Source organism: Kiloniella antarctica (genome assembly GCF_042682825.1).
Lineage (GTDB): Bacteria > Pseudomonadota > Alphaproteobacteria > Kiloniellales > Kiloniellaceae > Kiloniella > Kiloniella antarctica.
The window spans coordinates 185,733-202,168 of the sequence record NZ_JBHUII010000011.1; the positions used below are offsets into that span (position 1 = coordinate 185,733).

Annotated in this window: 17 protein-coding genes; 16 read left to right on the plus strand and 1 reads right to left on the minus strand. The window is 42.8% G+C overall.

From position 1 onward, the window contains the following. The first annotated feature begins 7 nt into the window (after positions 1 to 7). From rpsB to gloA, 16 genes are all read left to right on the plus strand, one after another. Positions 8 to 844 carry a 30S ribosomal protein S2 gene (rpsB, locus tag ACFSKO_RS16895; RefSeq protein WP_380253797.1) on the plus strand — a complete coding sequence of 279 codons (837 nt, stop codon included), beginning with the start codon at positions 8 to 10 and terminating at the stop codon, positions 842 to 844. Between the two features lie 97 nt (positions 845 to 941). Then, the gene (gene tsf, locus ACFSKO_RS16900) at positions 942 to 1,868 is read left to right on the plus strand and encodes a translation elongation factor Ts (protein ID WP_380253799.1); all 927 of its coding nucleotides are present in this window, start codon (positions 942 to 944) and stop codon (positions 1,866 to 1,868) included. A gap of 173 nt (positions 1,869 to 2,041) precedes the next feature. Next, a complete protein-coding gene (gene pyrH / locus ACFSKO_RS16905) occupies positions 2,042 to 2,758 on the plus strand; it encodes a UMP kinase (RefSeq protein WP_380253801.1) in 717 nt (238 codons plus the stop codon). Between the two features lie 53 nt (positions 2,759 to 2,811). Next, positions 2,812 to 3,333: a ribosome recycling factor gene (frr, locus tag ACFSKO_RS16910; RefSeq protein WP_380254446.1), complete on the plus strand. Its 522-nt coding sequence runs from the start codon at positions 2,812 to 2,814 to the stop codon at positions 3,331 to 3,333. A 26-nt stretch (positions 3,334 to 3,359) separates the two neighbouring features. Beyond that, on the plus strand, positions 3,360 to 4,076 hold the full coding sequence (locus ACFSKO_RS16915) for an isoprenyl transferase (RefSeq protein WP_380253803.1): 717 nt from the start codon (positions 3,360 to 3,362) through the stop codon (positions 4,074 to 4,076). Beyond that, on the plus strand, positions 4,039 to 4,881 hold the full coding sequence (locus ACFSKO_RS16920) for a phosphatidate cytidylyltransferase (RefSeq protein ID WP_380253805.1): 843 nt from the start codon (positions 4,039 to 4,041) through the stop codon (positions 4,879 to 4,881). The genes ACFSKO_RS16915 and ACFSKO_RS16920 overlap by 38 nt, the downstream gene beginning before the upstream one ends. Further along, entirely contained in the window at positions 4,881 to 6,083 is a 1,203-nt protein-coding gene (locus ACFSKO_RS16925; RefSeq protein WP_380253807.1) for a 1-deoxy-D-xylulose-5-phosphate reductoisomerase, read from the plus strand. Before ACFSKO_RS16920 ends, ACFSKO_RS16925 begins: the two co-directional genes overlap by 1 nt. 99 nt (positions 6,084 to 6,182) lie before the next feature. Next, complete coding sequence (rseP, locus tag ACFSKO_RS16930) at positions 6,183 to 7,286, plus strand: RIP metalloprotease RseP (protein ID WP_380253809.1); 1,104 nt, start codon at positions 6,183 to 6,185, stop codon at positions 7,284 to 7,286. A 47-nt stretch (positions 7,287 to 7,333) separates the two neighbouring features. Next, a complete protein-coding gene (gene bamA, locus ACFSKO_RS16935) occupies positions 7,334 to 9,625 on the plus strand; it encodes an outer membrane protein assembly factor BamA (RefSeq protein ID WP_380253811.1) in 2,292 nt (763 codons plus the stop codon). Between the two features lie 2 nt (positions 9,626 to 9,627). Then, complete coding sequence (locus tag ACFSKO_RS16940; protein ID WP_380253813.1) at positions 9,628 to 10,185, plus strand: OmpH/Skp family outer membrane protein; 558 nt, start codon at positions 9,628 to 9,630, stop codon at positions 10,183 to 10,185. 17 nt (positions 10,186 to 10,202) lie between these two features. After that, complete coding sequence (gene lpxD, locus ACFSKO_RS16945; RefSeq protein WP_380253815.1) at positions 10,203 to 11,228, plus strand: UDP-3-O-(3-hydroxymyristoyl)glucosamine N-acyltransferase; 1,026 nt, start codon at positions 10,203 to 10,205, stop codon at positions 11,226 to 11,228. Between the two features lie 4 nt (positions 11,229 to 11,232). Further along, complete coding sequence (fabZ, locus tag ACFSKO_RS16950; RefSeq protein ID WP_380253817.1) at positions 11,233 to 11,703, plus strand: 3-hydroxyacyl-ACP dehydratase FabZ; 471 nt, start codon at positions 11,233 to 11,235, stop codon at positions 11,701 to 11,703. Beyond that, the gene (gene lpxA, locus ACFSKO_RS16955) at positions 11,703 to 12,488 is read left to right on the plus strand and encodes an acyl-ACP--UDP-N-acetylglucosamine O-acyltransferase (RefSeq protein ID WP_380254448.1); all 786 of its coding nucleotides are present in this window, start codon (positions 11,703 to 11,705) and stop codon (positions 12,486 to 12,488) included. The genes fabZ and lpxA overlap by 1 nt, the downstream gene beginning before the upstream one ends. Position 12,489: 1 nt before the next feature. Further along, positions 12,490 to 13,317: an LpxI family protein gene (locus ACFSKO_RS16960; protein WP_380253818.1), complete on the plus strand. Its 828-nt coding sequence runs from the start codon at positions 12,490 to 12,492 to the stop codon at positions 13,315 to 13,317. Further along, on the plus strand, positions 13,310 to 14,494 hold the full coding sequence (lpxB, locus tag ACFSKO_RS16965; protein ID WP_380253820.1) for a lipid-A-disaccharide synthase: 1,185 nt from the start codon (positions 13,310 to 13,312) through the stop codon (positions 14,492 to 14,494). The genes ACFSKO_RS16960 and lpxB overlap by 8 nt, the downstream gene beginning before the upstream one ends. A gap of 74 nt (positions 14,495 to 14,568) precedes the next feature. Then, entirely contained in the window at positions 14,569 to 14,934 is a 366-nt protein-coding gene (gloA, locus tag ACFSKO_RS16970; protein ID WP_380254450.1) for a lactoylglutathione lyase, read from the plus strand. Between the two features lie 102 nt (positions 14,935 to 15,036). Here gloA and ACFSKO_RS16975 read toward each other — a convergent pair whose 3' ends face one another. After that, a complete protein-coding gene (locus ACFSKO_RS16975) occupies positions 15,037 to 16,341 on the minus strand; it encodes a citrate synthase (protein ID WP_380253822.1) in 1,305 nt (434 codons plus the stop codon). Positions 16,342 to 16,436: the final 95 nt, after the last annotated feature.

Here is a 16,436-nt window from a genome sequence, read left to right on the forward strand (position 1 = left end):
TTATTCTATGGCGCTTCCTACTTTTACAATGCGTCAGCTTCTAGAAGCTGGTGTTCACTTTGGTCACACAACCCGTCGCTGGAACCCAAAGATGTCTCAGTACATTTTTGGCGCTCGTAATGGCATTCACATTCTCGATCTTGAGCAGTCAGTTCCTATGCTGCATAAAGGCCTAGCCTTTACACGTGAAGTTGTGGCCGGTGGTGGTCGCGTTCTGTTCGTTGGAACAAAACGTCAAGCTAGTGAGAAAATGGCTGAAGCAGCTAAACGCTGTGGTCAGTACTATGTTAACCATCGTTGGCTCGGCGGTATGCTGACTAACTGGAAAACGGTTTCGAACTCTATTCGTCTTTTGAAGGATCTCGATGAGCGCCTCGAAAACAATCAGGGTGGCTTGACTAAGAAAGAACTTCTTAATCTTACACGTAAGCGCGACAAACTAGAGCGTGCTCTCGGTGGTATTAAGGAAATGGGTGGTATTCCAGATGTGATCGTTGTTATCGACACAAATAAGGAACACCTGGCAATCGCAGAAGCAACTAAACTGAAAATTCCAGTTGTTGGTATTCTTGATTCGAATTCTGATCCTGCTGACATCACTTTCCCTATTCCAGGGAACGATGATGCCATCCGTGCGATCAGCCTCTACTGTGATCTTTTTGCCGATGCAGTAATTGATGGTCTTCAGCAAGAATTAACAGCATCTGGTACAGACATTGGTGCATCTGAAGAAGCTCCTGTTGAGCAACTTCCAGAAGCTGCTCCTGTTGCTGAAGAGGTCCCAGCTGTTGAAGCTGCCTCTGAAGAGAAGCCTACTGAAGAAGCTGTAGCTGCTAAAGCTTAAGCTGTTCGCAAGTGAACGATGCGGAACGGCGGCTACTAGGCCGCCGTTCTCGTGTTTGTATCTAAGATGATATTTAATTTCTGAAAAGAGATGGAAAATGGCCCAGATTACTGCTGCTCTGGTTAAACAACTTCGTGATCAGTCCGGTGCTGGCATGATGGATTGCAAAAAAGCGCTTACTGAAACTGATGGTGATGTCGATGCTGCTGTTGATTGGCTTCGTAAAAAAGGCCTAGCGGCCGCTGCGAAAAAATCTGGTCGCGTTGCTTCTGAAGGTCTTGTTGCCGTTTCAACTTCTGGCGCTAAAGGTGCTGTTGTTGAGGTTAATTCTGAAACTGACTTCGTTTCTCGTAATGAGCAGTTCCAATCTTTTGTGGCTTCTGTTGCTCAACAAGCAATGACTGTCAATGGTGACATTGAAGCTCTTGCAAATGCTGCCTTCCCTGGCGAAGATGGTACTGTAGCTGACGCACTTACAAAACGCATCGCTACTATTGGCGAAAACATGAGCCTTCGCCGTACTGCTTCTCTTGAAGTGAGTGAAGGTGTTGTTGCTTCCTATATCCACAATCAGACCGCTCCTGGTCTTGGTAAGATTGGTGTTTTGGTTGCGCTTGAATCTGCTGGTGATGCCGCTAAGCTTGAAGCTTTTGGCAAGCAAGTTGCGATGCATGTTGCGGCGGCTAATCCACAGGCTTTGGATCGTGATTCCGTTGATGTAACGGCTCTTGAGCGTGAAAAAGAAGTTCTTTCTGATCAAGCTCGTGCATCTGGTAAGCCAGAAGAGATCATCGAGAAAATGCTGGTTGGCCGTCTTCGTAAGTACTACGAAGAAGTATGCTTGCTTGAACAAGGTTATGTTATCGATGGTGAAAACACTGTTGGTAAAGCTGTAGAGCTTTTTGCAAAAGACCTTGGTTCTCCTGTTAAACTAACTGGTTTTGTTCGTTACCAGCTTGGTGAAGGCATCGAGAAAAAAGAAGAAGACTTTGCTGCTGAAGTGGCTGCGACACTCGGTAATTAAGTTATTTAAAGATGGCCGCGACTTGTCAGATTAATTCGGACAGGTCGTGGCCATTTTTGTATTCAAAATCACAAGATTCCACTATGGTAGTCATCTTTCGAGCACATTCTATGAGTAAGTAGATATGCGAGTTTTTTTGACAATCAAAAGTACGTGGAAATTAGGAGATATCTGTGACAGACACGCCCCCATATAAACGCGTTCTTTTGAAGCTCTCTGGTGAAGCCTTGATGGGTAAGGGACAGTTTGGTCTTGATCCTGAAACGGTCAACCAAATCGCCCTTGATATAAAAGAAGTTGTTGAGCTCGGGATTGAGGTTTGTATCGTTGTTGGCGGTGGAAATATTTTCCGTGGGTTATCTGGGGCAGCTGCTGGTATGGAGCGTTCAACAGCTGATTACATGGGAATGCTGGCGACTGTTATGAATTCCTTGGCCATGCAAAATGCACTGGAACAGGTTGGCGTACCAACACGTGTTCAAACAGCTATTCCTATGGAAACTGTCGCGGAGCCATATATTCGCAGACGGGCTGAAAGGCATTTGGCAAAAGGCCGCGTTGTGATTTTTGGTGCTGGTACAGGTAATCCTTACTTTACTACGGATACAGCTGCTGCATTGCGTGCTTCAGAAATGGGATGTGAAGTTCTCTTGAAGGGTACAAAAGTAGATGGTGTTTATACTGCTGATCCAGTAAAAGATTCTGAAGCTACACGGTATGACACTCTTTCGTACAGAAAAGTATTTACCGATGATATCGGGGTTATGGATCACTCTGCTATTGCACTTACACGTGAAAATAATATACCGATTATAGTGTTTTCTATTTACGAAACAGGATCTTTCGCTAAGGCCGTTAGCGGAAATGGTTGTTTCACAATTATTCAGTAAGAAGGGGATAGGCTGTGTCGCAAGATGCCCTCATAAAAGATTTGTTACGACGTATGGATGGAGCACTTGATGCCCTCCGTAAGGAATTTGTTGGACTGAGAACTGGACGTGCATCCGCTGCGCTGCTTGATAGCATCATGGTCGAAGCTTATGGGCAGGCTATGCCTCTGACACAGGTTGGCACAGTTACTGTACCTGACCCTCGGATGCTTGCCGTTCAGGTCTGGGATAAGTCAATGGTTGGTGCTGTTGAAAAAGCAATCCGTAACTCTGGTCTCGGACTAAATCCATCTCCAGACGGGCAATTGGTTCGTGTTCCTCTGCCTCCGCTTTCAGAAGAGCGTCGTAAAGAGTTAACCAAAATTGCGGGCAAGTATTCTGAGCAAGGGAAAATTGCAGTCAGAAACGTCCGTCGTGATGGTATGGAAACTTTAAAGAAAATGGAAAAAGATGGGGATCTTTCTCAAGACGAAATGCATGTCTGGAGCGATAAAATTCAAACTTTGACTGATTCTCATATCAAAACTATTGATGAAATTACAGTACAGAAAGAAGAAGAAATCATGCAGGTTTAATCCTGGGTGGTTTTAAAAGAAAAGCGATGATCAAGGGAATACCAAATCATATTGCTGTCATTATGGATGGTAATGGCAGGTGGGCAAAGGCGCGGCATTTACCGCGCGCTTTCGGTCACCGTAAGGGGGCTGAAGCTCTGCGAGAGCTGTTAAAGGCAGCAATTGATATTGGTGTTCCCTATATGACATTTTACAGTTTTTCTTCTGAAAACTGGAATCGACCGCAAAATGAAATCAATGATATTATGGGATTGTTGCGTCGCTATCTTCAAAGCGAACTTGCAACATTTCATGAGGCCGGGATTAAATTAAAAGTCATCGGTGACAGATCTCGTTTGGCGAATGATATCGTTGCTTTGATTGAAGAGGCTGAACGTCAGACGTCGAGTAATGATAAATTGACTGTGATCATGGCTCTAAGCTATGGCGGGCGCCAGGAGATTGTTGAAGCTACTCGAAATATAGCCAATAAAGTAAAGTCGGGCTCTCTTGATCCGGATGAAATTACTTCTGATCTGTTCGAAAATGAATTATACACCAACGATATTCCGGACCCAGACCTTCTTATCCGTACAAGCGGAGAGATGAGGATCAGTAATTTCCTTTTGTGGCAACTGGCCTATAGTGAAATGGTTTTTGTTGAAAAAAACTGGCCTGATTTTTCAAAACAAGATCTTCTGTTTGCCATTGAGGAGTACCAAAAACGTGACCGACGTTATGGATCCGCAGCCGAAACAGCCTAAAAAGAAAAGCGATCTGCTGATAAGGTTTCTATCATCAATCGTCCTCGGGCCGCCAGTGTTAGCGGCAGTATACTTTGGTGGGCTCTATAGTAGCACTCTGATCCTTTTTTGTGCGTGCATTCTCGCTTGGGAGTGGGCTAATTTATGTGGCCGTGGTTCTTTAGAACGATTGGGCTTACTACTGATTGCATCTGTTACGAGTGTAATTTTAATAGGTGTTCTGGGGCACTTCCAATTAGCTTTACTAATAACTTTTGTTGCAACGTGCGTTTTTCTCGCGTTGAAGCTAACTGTTTACCGAGATACTGAAAATACTTTGTGGTATGTGTTCGGTTCTTTATATATATCAATGAGTTCTCTTTCTTTATTGTGGATACGAAATAGTTCCGAAAGTGGCCTGTACACAATTTTTTGGGTTCTCTTTGTTGTGTGGGCAACCGACATCGGCGCATATTTTTCGGGGCGTAAATTTGGCGGACCTAAGATTGCGCCCGCCATTAGTCCCAATAAAACTTGGTCTGGTCTTTTTGGGGGAATGGTATCAGCTGCCATCGTCAGTTATGTGTTTGCACAATGGATCAATAATTTTGCCGGATGGGAACTTGCGATCGCAGGCGCATTACTAGCTGTGGTGTCACAGGCGGGTGATTTTTTTGAATCACATGTAAAGCGAACATTTGATGCCAAAGATTCCAGTAAACTAATTCCTGGCCATGGGGGATTGTTTGATCGAGTTGACGGATTACTGGCTTGTTCAATTGTTGTAGCGGGTTACACATTTTTTAGTTCTGGAATAGGTTTTTGATGCTTTCTAATAATGTATTCCCTCATCAAGCAGCGGGTATTTTAAGGTCACCGCGATCTATTACTGTGATGGGATCGACAGGTTCTGTTGGTAAGAGTACCGTTGATTTGCTCAAGAGGTCTCCTGAACTGTTTATTGTTGAGGCGTTAACCGCGAATAGAAACGTTGAGCTGTTAGCTAAGCAGGCAGTTGAGCTAAACGCCAAATTGGCTGTTGTGGCTGACTCCAATAAGTATAATGAATTAAAATTAGCGCTCTCTGGTACTGGTATCGAAGTTGGGGCGGGTCCGGAAGCAATTCTTGAAGCCGCAATCCGGCCTTCTGACATGGTTATGGCGGCTATCGTTGGGTTTGCAGGGTTGGCACCAACACTTACCGCAATTAGGCGCGGTGCAACGATATTATTGGCCAATAAAGAGGCGTTAGTTTGTGCTGGAGATTTGATGGTTCATGAGGTTGAGAAACACGGAGCCAAACTGTTACCGGTTGATTCTGAGCACAATGCGATCTTTCAGGTCTTTGATTGTGAAAACCGGGCTGCAATTGAACATATTACGTTAACGGCTTCTGGAGGACCCTTTCGACTTTATAGTGCATCTCAAATGGCTAACGTTACTCCTGAACAGGCTTTGGCTCATCCAAACTGGGATATGGGCTCTAAAATTTCAATTGATTCTGCGTCCATGGTTAACAAAGGGCTTGAGTTGATTGAAGCGGCGTATTTATTCGACCTTCCTGAGAATAAAATTAAAGTACTGGTACACCCACAATCCATAATTCACTCGATGGTAAGTTATGTCGATGGTTCTGTCTTGGCGCAATTGGGCGATCCTGATATGCGGACGCCAATTGCTTGTGCTCTTGCCTGGCCCGAACGTATTCATACACCTGTTAAGCAGCTCGATTTGGCAGAGGTTGCTACTTTGACTTTTGAAAATCCTGATTGCGAACGGTTTCCTGCGTTAAACTTGGCTAGACGTGCTTTAAAAGAAGAAAAGACCGTTATTTTTAATGCTGCAAATGAAGTTGCTGTTGATAATTTTTTAAAGAAAAATATATCATTTTCTGCAATTTCAGTGATGGTTGAAAAAGCGATTACAGATTTTGTTACGCCTTCCCATGATACTCTTGAAAAAATTATTGAGTTAGATAAGGAAGTACGGATCTGGAGTGCAGACATAATAAAAAGAAAAATGATCTAATTTAATCACCAAAGGGCTTTTGAAGAGCTTCTCAACCAGCTATTATGCGGTGCTTCTTGTGCCTTATGGATAACGTAACAACTATATAAGTTAAATTTTATGGACTTTCTTACTGCAACTCTCGCCTTTCTTGTGCTTCTTACGGTGCTGGTTTTTTTTCATGAACTTGGTCATTATTGGGTGGCAAGAAAAAATGGTGTAAAGGTTGATGTCTTTTCAGTCGGATTTGGCCCAGAACTTTTTGGCTTTTATGATAAAAATAAAACTCGTTGGAAATTTAGTATTATTCCTTTGGGTGGGTACGTTAAAATGTTTGGTGATGGTGACGTCACCAGTTCCACTTCGGATGAAGACTCTAGCTTAACGCCAGAAGAGATTGCGACTACATTTAAGGCAAAATCAGTTGGCCAGCGCGCAGCTATTGTCGCGGCAGGTCCTATTGCTAATTTCATTCTAGCTATAATTCTTTTAAGTGGGTTGTATGTTTTTGTCGGACAACCTTATTCAGCAGCAATTGTTTCTCAAGTTGTAGAGGGAAGTGCAGCAGAGGTTGCTGGATTTTTACCTGATGACCTTGTCGTTGAGGCCGATGGAACAAACGTGGACCGATTTGAAGAACTTCAACGGATTGTTCAACTTGGTTCTGGTGAGGCAATTGATGTTGTTGTCGAGCGGAACAATGAGCTGGTTAAGCTAAGTGTTACACCTAAAGTAGATATTTATACTGGTCCTAATGGCCAGGATGCAAAACGCTGGTTGATAGGCATTCATGCAAAAAGAGGTGCATCGTCTTTCAAACAATTTGATGTATTTTCAGCCATTGGAGCAGCGGTTTATGAAACCTACGACATTTCAGTTGGTACTTTTAAAGCAATTGGGCAAATGTTTGATGGTCACCGTTCTGTTAAAGAACTTGGTGGGCCCGTAAAAATAGCAGAAATGTCCGGTATGGCAGCTAAAGCTGGTTTTGCCACATATATTTGGTTCATGGCTATGTTGTCTATAAATCTTGGACTTTTGAATCTCATGCCAGTACCCATGCTTGATGGGGGACATTTGTTTTTTTATGTTTATGAAGCTATTCGAGGTCGTCCACTTAGTGAACGAAAACAAGAATATTGTTTCAGATTTGGCTTAGCTCTGGTATTGAGCTTAATGGTATTCGTTACTTGGAACGATGTTGTGTCGAAACAATGGTTCTGATCTGCTTGTGGATATTAAAAACATACGCGGATTACCCGGGGGTAAATGTGTTGCGTAAAACGCTTCTGTCACTATTAATTGGGGGAATGATTCTAACTCTAGGAGTTGGAAACATTCAAAATCACGCCTACGCGCAGGCCTTGATGTCTGGTGGTACAATTGACAACATTGTTGTTGAGGGTACACAACGAATAGAGCCGGAATCTGTTCGGTCCTATATGGAAGTCAATCCGGGTGACACATTTGATCCTGTACTTCTGAATAGGTCTTTGAAAAGCATTTTTGCAACGGGTTTATTTGCGGATGTTTCTCTTAAAAGGCAAGGCGGTGACCTTATCGTTGTCGTTGTTGAAAACCCAATTATCAACAGAATTGCATTCGAGGGTAATCAACGGTTAGATGATGATATTCTGAGAACAGAATCGACCCTTCGTGAACGGGTCGTTTTTACACGAACAAAAGCCCAGGCTGATGCCCAAAGACTTTTAGAACTTTATCGTCGTTCAGGGCGCTTTGCAGCGACAGTTGAACCAAAAGTAATTCAACTTCCTCAAAATCGTGTAGATCTAGTCTTCGAAATTACTGAAGGCGATCGTAGCTATGTAACAACAGTTAATTTTATTGGAAATAAAGAATTTTCAGATAGCTCATTACAAGGAACTGTTTCGACTTCAGAAACCGCGTTTTGGAATTTTCTTACTGATACGGACACTTACGATCCAGATCGTTTGACATTTGACAGAGAGCTTTTGCGCCGTTTTTATCTCAAAGAAGGGTATGCCGACTTTGAAGTGAGATCTGTGATTGCGGAGCTAACGTCCAATAGAGAATCTTTTGTTGTAACTTTCACAATTTCTGAAGGCGAACGTTATACCTTTGGAACTATCGATGTTGAAAGCGCCTTAAAAGAATTTGATCCAACGACCGTTCAAGATCAAATTTTGCCAGAGGAGAATGATTGGTATAACGCCGATTTAATTGATAAAACCGTTGATAATCTTACGGATGCTGTGGGGAATCTTGGTTATGCATTTGTAGATATTAGACCTCAGCCTGAAAAAGATACTGAGAATAAGGTTATTGATCTTGTCTTTAGTATCTCTGAAGGAGCAAAAGTATACGTCGAACGGATTGATATTGAAGGGAACTCTCGAACCCTAGATAAGGTTATTCGTCGAGAGTTTAGGTTGGTTGAAGGCGATGCGTTTAACAGTTCTAAGTTAAGGCGTTCACGCTCAAGAATTCAAAAATTAGGGTTCTTTCAATCAGTAAATGTTGATAACCAACCGGGAAGTACTCCCGATCGTACGGTTATTAAAGTAGAAGTAGAAGAGCAATCGACAGGCGAATTGACATTTGGGGCTGGATTTTCATCTTCATCTGGTCCTCTTGGTAGTGTTGGTATTCGAGAGCGGAATCTTTTAGGACGTGGGCAAGATTTACGTTTTAATATTGCTCTCGCAGGTTCCGGATCTGAAGCAGATGTAAGTTTCACTGAACCCTATTTCTTGGATAAAGAAATAGCCGCAGGGTTTGATATTTTTCGTATTACACGTGACGAAGATAGTCTTTCTTTTGAAGAAAAGAAAACGGGTGGGGCGTTACGGATTGGATATGATCTATCTGAGGAACTACGACAGGTATTGAGGTATCGTTTTGAACATATTGAAATTCAAGATGTTGATGACGATGCTGCCAATCTTGTTAAAGAGCAGGAAGGTACGACGATAAAGTCAGCGGTATCTTCTACGCTTACTTATGATAAACTTGATTCTAGGATTGCACCAACTGATGGTTATCTCCTTAAGTTGGAAAATGAAATTGCGGGGCTTGGTGGAGATGTTCAACATCTGAAAGTGTCTCTTGGAGGAACCCACTATTACTCTTTCTCAGAAGATTTGGTTGTAAAATCACGAGCTGAAGTCGGCAATATAATCGGCCTAGATGAAGATACCCGAATCGTGGATAGATTCTTCTTAGGTGGTGATAAACTTCGTGGCTTTAAAAGTGGTGGAGTTGGACCTCGAGATCAGGCGAGTGACGATGCTCTAGGCGGAAAACATTTTTATAACGGTAGCATTGAGCTGACATTTCCTCTTGGATTACCTGAAGAATTTGGTGTTAAAGGCAGGGTTTTCTCTGATTTTGGTGCAGCTTGGGATATTGATGGTCAAAGTTCTGGTGTTGATGATTCTTCAAACCCAAGAGTTTCTTTTGGTACGGGGTTGACCTGGAAATCTCCTTTTGGACCTCTTGCGATGGATCTTGGTTTCGCCGCATTAAAAGAAGATTATGATGAAACTGAAATATTTAGCTTTAGCTTTGGGACAAATTTTTAAAAATGATCACTTATAAAAGACTCTTTACATTATTTACCGTAGCTTTGTCTCTTTCGCTCGGGGGGATAGGCGGCGTAACGGAGACTTATGCACAGAGTACCCAGTTAAAGATTGGTGTCGTTGATACGCAAAGGGTAATTCAAGCTTCTCAAGCCTACAAACAGACCAACCAAAAGGTCGAAGGGCTTCGTGGACAATTTCAACAAGAATTTAAACTTAAAGAACAAAACCTGGTAACGGAAAATCAAAAATTAGTTCGCCAAAAATCTATTCTTGCTCCTGAAGTCTATGCCCAAAAAAAAGCAGATATTGATAAACAAGCGGCGATCATAAGAAGCCAAGCAAAAGAACGTAAAAATAGTATCAACCAGCTTCGTAATGCAGGTTTAAAACAGATACAGAGCAAACTTGGACAAATTATTGATCAAATGGTTGCAGCGCATGGCTTTGATCTAATTATTGCAAAACAATCGTTGGTTTGGACGAAGCCTAGCTTGGACATCACTGACGAGGTCGTTCAGAAGCTCAATACATCGTTGCCGTCCGTTGTACTCCAATAATTAGAGAGTTCTGTACCATGGCCGACCCACATTTTTTTCATAATGCAGGTCCATTTCGTCTTTCAGAATTGTGTGATCTTGTTGGTGGAATTTTATCTGAAGGTGCTAACCCAAATTTATTGATTCATGATGTGGCTTCTTTGGAGGCAAGCGATCATACTCAGGTTAGTTTTCTGGATAACAAAAAATATCTATCAGACTTTGAAATTACTAAAGCTGGTGTGTGTATAGTTGATCCGAAGTTTTCATCTAAAAAACCAAATAATACAGCACTTATTCTGACATCAAAGCCTTACAAAGCTTATGCTTTGATTGCTCAAAAATTTTATCCTAAACCGCAACACAATACTTCAAGTATTCATGTCAGTGCTGTGATTGATGATTGTGCACAGATCGGTGATAAGTGTCACATTTCTGCCGGAGTTTATATCGGCAAAAATGTCGTGATTGGTGACGGCTGTGTTATTGAACCTAATGCGGTTATTGGTGACGGTGTAAAAGTTGGTTCAAACACTTTATTAGGCGCAAATTCATCTCTTGAGTATTGTTTGCTTGGAGATAATTGCCAAATTCATGCTGGCGTTCGAATAGGTAATAGAGGGTTTGGATTTGCGATGGAACCGGACGGTTACATCGATGTGCCTCAACTTGGCCGGGTGATCATCGGTAATGACGTTGAAGTCGGTGCAAACTCATGCATTGACCGTGGTGCAGGGCCTGACACAATTATTGGTGATGGGACTAAGATCGATAACTTAGTCCAGATTGGGCATAATGTGAAAATGGGTAAGCAATGTGTTGTTGTTGCCCAGTCCGGTATAGCAGGCAGTGCTACTCTGGATGATTATGTTGTTATGGGAGCACAGTCCGGTGTTGCCGGTCATATCAGTATGGGTGCTGGTGTCCAAATTGCTGGACGGGCTGCTGTTATTAAAGATGTAGAAGCTGGGCAAGTTGTCGCGGGCACTCCTGCAATGCCAATTAAAGATTTTTTCCGTTTGGTTGCAATGTGGAAAAAACAATTGAATACGAAGAAAGGTTAAAAGTATGAGTGAAGAAGCCGTAGTAACGGACGAAGGGCGCTCTGTTGGTATTCTCGAGATCAAAGAGATGATTCCTCATCGCTATCCTTTTCTGCTCATTGATCGCGTAGATAATATTATCAAAAATGAAACTGCCGTTGGTTTGAAAAATGTCACTATAAATGAACCATTTTTCGAAGGGCATTTCCCAAGACAGCCTGTTATGCCGGGGGTTCTCATTGTTGAAGCTATGGCGCAGACTGCAGCAGTATTCGTTGTTGAAACACTTGATGGTGCTGCCGCAGGTAAAATTGTATATTTTATGTCTGTAGATGGAGCCAAATTTCGTAAACCTGTTGTTCCTGGCGATCAATTGAAAATCCATGTCACAAAAGTCCAACAACGCGGGAATGTATGGAAGTTTGATGGCAAGGCTAAAGTTGATGGTAAAGTTGTCGCCAATGCGGAATTCAAAGCTATGATCATGGATGATTAATTGTGAGCATACACCCCACTGCGATCATTGAAGATGGTGCAAAGATTCACAAAACAGCTCAAATTGGGCCATATTGTGTTGTCGGACCAAAGGTATCTTTAGCAGCGAATATGATTTTGCACAGCCATGTCGTTGTGGCTGGTAATACGACCATCGGTGAAGGGACAGAAATTTTCCCGTTTGCATCAATTGGTCATCAGCCTCAAGATTTAAAATTTGATGGTGAAAAGTCAGAACTTGTTATTGGTAAAAATAACAAAATTCGCGAACATGTTACTATAAATCCCGGTACTTCTGGTGGGGGGCTTGTAACTCGTATCGGTGATAATTGCTTATTGATGATGTCTGCTCATGTAGCACATGACTGTATTCTTGGTAATAATGTAATTCTCGTGAATAACGCAACGCTTGGTGGACATGTTGAAGTCGATGATTTTGCAATTATCGGGGGGTTATCTGCAGTGCATCAATTTGTTCGTATCGGGCGTAATGCTATGATTGGTGGGATGTCAGGTGTTGAAAATGACGTCATTCCGTTTGGCATGGTCATGGGCGAACGTGCACGTCTAAGTGGTCTAAACTTGGTGGGTATGAAGCGCCATGGGCTTCCACGTGAAGATATTTCCAGTTTGCAGAGTGTTTTTAAGGATTTATTTTCCGATGAAGGAACGCTTTCAGAACGACTAGACACTGTAAAAAAGAAATTTTCTGATAATGAAACAGCCAAAGAAGTAATCGACTTTGTTGCCGTAGATTCTTCTCGGGCAATCTGCCAGCCGAAATAGTATGAACGCAAAGCTTGGAATACTTGCCGGTGGAGGTCACCTTCCAAGACGGTTGATCAAATTATGCGAAGAAACGAACAGAGAAGTATTTTTGGTTGCCTTCAAAGGACAGACAGACCCAGAAACGGTCAACGATGTTGAACACCTTTGGACTCGTCTTGGTGCCGCTGGAAAAATCTTAAAAACGTTAAAAGAGCAGCAAGTTAAAGAGCTTGTAATGATTGGACCTGTAAAAAGACCCTCTATGGCAGAGCTTCGTCCTGATTGGAGAGCCTTACAGTTTTTTGCAAAAATTGGAGCTAAAAGTCTTGGTGATGATGGGCTTCTTAGATCTGTTATCTCTGCAGTAGAAGAAGAAGGTTTTGTTTTTAGAGGGGTTGATGAACTCTTGAATGATTTATTGGCTACCAAAGGTGTTTACGGATCTATTATCCCTGATGCATTTGCTTATGACGATATTAAGCGTGGCGTTGAAGTTGCCAAAGCGATGGGGCGTGTCGATGTCGGTCAGTCTGTCGTGATTCAACAAGGCTTGGTCCTAGGCGTTGAAGCCATTGAGGGTACGGACGCTTTACTTTCTCGTTGTCTAGATCTGAAAAGAGGCGGTGATTCGGGCGTTCTTGTTAAGTTAAAAAAACCGGAACAAGAACGGCGTGCTGATTTACCAACGATAGGTGTGGAGACTATTAAAGGCGCCGTTAATGCAGGGTTAAAAGGTATTGCTATTGAAGCTGGTGGAGCCTTGGTTATTGATCGAGACGCCTTAATAAGTGCCGCGGATCGTTATGGTTTGTTTGTGATCGGGATTGATCCTTCCGATTATGAATAATATTTCTAATGAGATACCTCTGATTTATTTGATTGCGGGAGAGCCTTCGGGCGATCAGTTGGGGGCAAGGTTGATGGCTGCCCTTAAGCATGAAACTAAGGGAGAGGTTCGCTTCGCAGGTATTGGCGGGGAGCGGATGGCAGCTGAAGGACTTGTCAGTCTTTTCCCTATCCATGAACTGGCTGTCATGGGGCTTGCCGAGGTTCTTCCACATATTCCCAATATCCTTCGTCGTATCAAGCAGACTAAAGTTGATGTTGAAGAGCAACGGCCTTCTGCGCTGGTTACTATTGATTCGCCTGGGTTTAGTCTCAAAGTTAGTAAGGGGTTGAAAGGTAAAGGAATTCCTTTGATCCATTATGTTGCACCTTCGGTTTGGGCTTGGAAGAAAAAACGGGCACAAAAAGTGTCTACTTATCTGGATCATCTTTTAACGTTACTCCCCTTTGAGCCTCCGTATTTTGAAAAACACGGACTTGCTTCGACCTTTGTTGGCCACCCGGTTATTGAAGCAGAGGGTGCCTTTACTGAAATTAAAAGAGAACAACTTTGTTCTGAATTAGGTTTGTCGACTGAAGCGCCGACTCTTGCAGTATTGCCGGGAAGTCGAAGAGGTGAAGTCGCCAAACTAGGACCTGTGTTTAAGGAAACCGTTGCCTTACTCGCCAAGTCAATCCCTGATCTGCAATGTATTATTCCGACAGTAAGTAATGTAAAAAGCACCGTCGAAGCACTTACATGTGATTGGCCAGTTAAGGTTAGGGTTGTTGAAGGTGTTGATGGCAAACACAAAGCCTTTCGGTGTGCGAATGCAGCATTGGCGGCGTCTGGAACAGTCGCCCTAGAGCTTGCTGTCGATCGGGTGCCAACTGTTATCGCCTATAAAGTTGCACCTATTACTGCCTTTATTGCGCGTCTTCTAATAAAGATTAAGTTTGCGAGTTTACCGAACATTCTACTCGACCGAGAAGTCCAACCAGAACGTATTCAAGAAGACTGTACGGCTGAAATTCTTGCACGTGATATTGAATGTTTACTTTTGGATGGTACAAGAAAACAAGAACAGATTAATAGCTATGGTGAAGTAATTAAGCTATTGAAATGTGGTGATGAAATGCCAAGTACAAAAGCGGCAAAAACTATTTTGGCTGTCATTGGACAACACTCAGCTCTCTGATTATCGTTCCGGGCCAAAAATTATCAGGAGATTCCTTTGTGACAGATACAAAATCGTTCCAATTTTTACACACTATGATCAGGGTCGTTGATCTCGACAAGTCTATTGATTTTTATACGCGGCATCTTGGGATGAAACTTCTGAGAAAAAAAGATTTCCCATCTGGAGAGTTTACTCTTGCGTTCTTAGGGTACGGCGATGAGGAAAATCATACGGTTATCGAGCTCACTCATAATTGGGGGCAAAAAGAGTCCTATGATCTTGGAACCGGATTTGGTCACCTCGCATTAGGAGTGCCAGATATTTATGCAACGTGTGCGGAGTTGGAAAAAGAAGGGGTAAATATACCTCGTAAACCAGGACCCATGCAGCACGGATCAACTGTGATTGCCTTTATTGAAGATCCTGATGGTTATAAGATCGAACTCATTGAGCGATAAGCCACTTCAAAATGAGGCTTAAGATTGGAACACTTTATTAAAAAAGCGCTGCGAATATCGCAGCGCTTTTTTATTTTGCTCGTATTTTACTCGGTCTTGAGGTTATCTTTTCTCAACCGGGATAAATTCACGTTCTTCATGGCCGAGGAACAGTTGACGTGGACGGCCGATTTTGTGGTGAGGATCTTCGATCATTTCTTTCCACTGAGCAACCCAACCAACAGTTCTGGCAAGAGCAAAGAGAACGGTAAACATCGAAGTTGGAAAATTCATAGCCCGTAAAATGATACCGGAATAGAAATCCACATTAGGGAAGAGTTTTTTCTCTGCGAAGTATGGGTCAGAAAGTGCAACACGTTCCAGTTCCATGGCCAACTCAAGCAATGGATCGTTAATACCAAGCTCTTCGAGGACTTCATGACATGATTCACGCATTACTGCAGCGCGTGGATCATAGTTTTTGTAGACGCGGTGGCCAAAGCCCATGAGACGGAAAGGATCATTTTTGTCTTTAGCGCGTTCGATATACTTTGGAATATTGTCTTTATGCCCAATTTGCTGAAGCATGCTGAGAACAGCTTCGTTTGCCCCGCCGTGGGCAGGTCCCCAAAGTGAAGCAATACCCGCAGCAATACAAGCAAAGGGATTGGCGCCACTAGAGCCAGCTAACCGAACGGTTGATGTTGATGCATTTTGCTCGTGATCAGCATGAAGAATGAAAATTCTGTCCATAGCACGAACAAGTGCCGGACTTGCTTTGTAATCTTCACATGGCACAGAGAAGGTCATGTGTAAGAAGTTTTCTGCAAAACTCAAATCGTTTTTTGGATATACGAATGGTTGACCAATCGCATACTTATACGCATAAGCTGCAATCGTAGGCATTTTGGCAATGAGGCGATGCGATGCAATCAATCGTTGGTTTGGATCTCGGATGTCGGTTGAGTCGTGATAAAAAGCGGACAGTGCGCCAACAACGCCAACCATAATTGCCATCGGGTGAGAATCACGACGGAAGCCGCGATAGAAGTTCATCATCTGCTCATGTAACATCGTATGGTAAGTGATGGTTTGTTTAAACTCTTTGGATTGATCTTTGTTTGGAAGCTCGCCATTGAGCAAAAGATAGCATGTATCCATATAATCGCTTTTGGTAGCGAGATCTTCAATAGAGTAACCGCGGTGCCGCAATATACCCTTGTCGCCATCAATATAAGTAATTGAAGAATCACAACTACCCGTAGATGTAAACCCAGGGTCGTAAGTGAAACATCCGGACTCACTATAAAGTTTACGGATATCAATAACACTAGGACCAGAGGTTCCGTCTAGGATTGGCATGTCAAAACTTTTTCCCGTACGGTTGTCCGTAAGGGTAACGCTGTTATTTGGGGTGGTATCTGACATTTTTGGAACCTCTGCTCTTTGTTATTTTTACTGGTTTGTTGCGCAGCAGCATAATGCTTTTACTACTTAAGATCAAATTGTGCGCTGCAATATTT

Coding starts and splice junctions, on each gene's coding strand:
- rpsB (WP_380253797.1), top strand. CDS start 8: ATGGCGCTTCCTACTTTTACAATGCGTCAGCTTCTAGAAGCTGGTGTT.
- tsf (WP_380253799.1), top strand. CDS start 942: ATGGCCCAGATTACTGCTGCTCTGGTTAAACAACTTCGTGATCAGTCC.
- frr (WP_380254446.1), top strand. CDS start 2,812: ATGGATGGAGCACTTGATGCCCTCCGTAAGGAATTTGTTGGACTGAGA.
- ACFSKO_RS16915 (WP_380253803.1), top strand. CDS start 3,360: ATGATCAAGGGAATACCAAATCATATTGCTGTCATTATGGATGGTAAT.
- ACFSKO_RS16925 (WP_380253807.1), top strand. CDS start 4,881: ATGCTTTCTAATAATGTATTCCCTCATCAAGCAGCGGGTATTTTAAGG.
- rseP (WP_380253809.1), top strand. CDS start 6,183: ATGGACTTTCTTACTGCAACTCTCGCCTTTCTTGTGCTTCTTACGGTG.
- ACFSKO_RS16940 (WP_380253813.1), top strand. CDS start 9,628: ATGATCACTTATAAAAGACTCTTTACATTATTTACCGTAGCTTTGTCT.
- lpxD (WP_380253815.1), top strand. CDS start 10,203: ATGGCCGACCCACATTTTTTTCATAATGCAGGTCCATTTCGTCTTTCA.
- fabZ (WP_380253817.1), top strand. CDS start 11,233: ATGAGTGAAGAAGCCGTAGTAACGGACGAAGGGCGCTCTGTTGGTATT.
- ACFSKO_RS16960 (WP_380253818.1), top strand. CDS start 12,490: ATGAACGCAAAGCTTGGAATACTTGCCGGTGGAGGTCACCTTCCAAGA.
- lpxB (WP_380253820.1), top strand. CDS start 13,310: ATGAATAATATTTCTAATGAGATACCTCTGATTTATTTGATTGCGGGA.
- gloA (WP_380254450.1), top strand. CDS start 14,569: ATGATCAGGGTCGTTGATCTCGACAAGTCTATTGATTTTTATACGCGG.
- ACFSKO_RS16975 (WP_380253822.1), bottom strand. CDS start 16,341: ATGTCAGATACCACCCCAAATAACAGCGTTACCCTTACGGACAACCGT.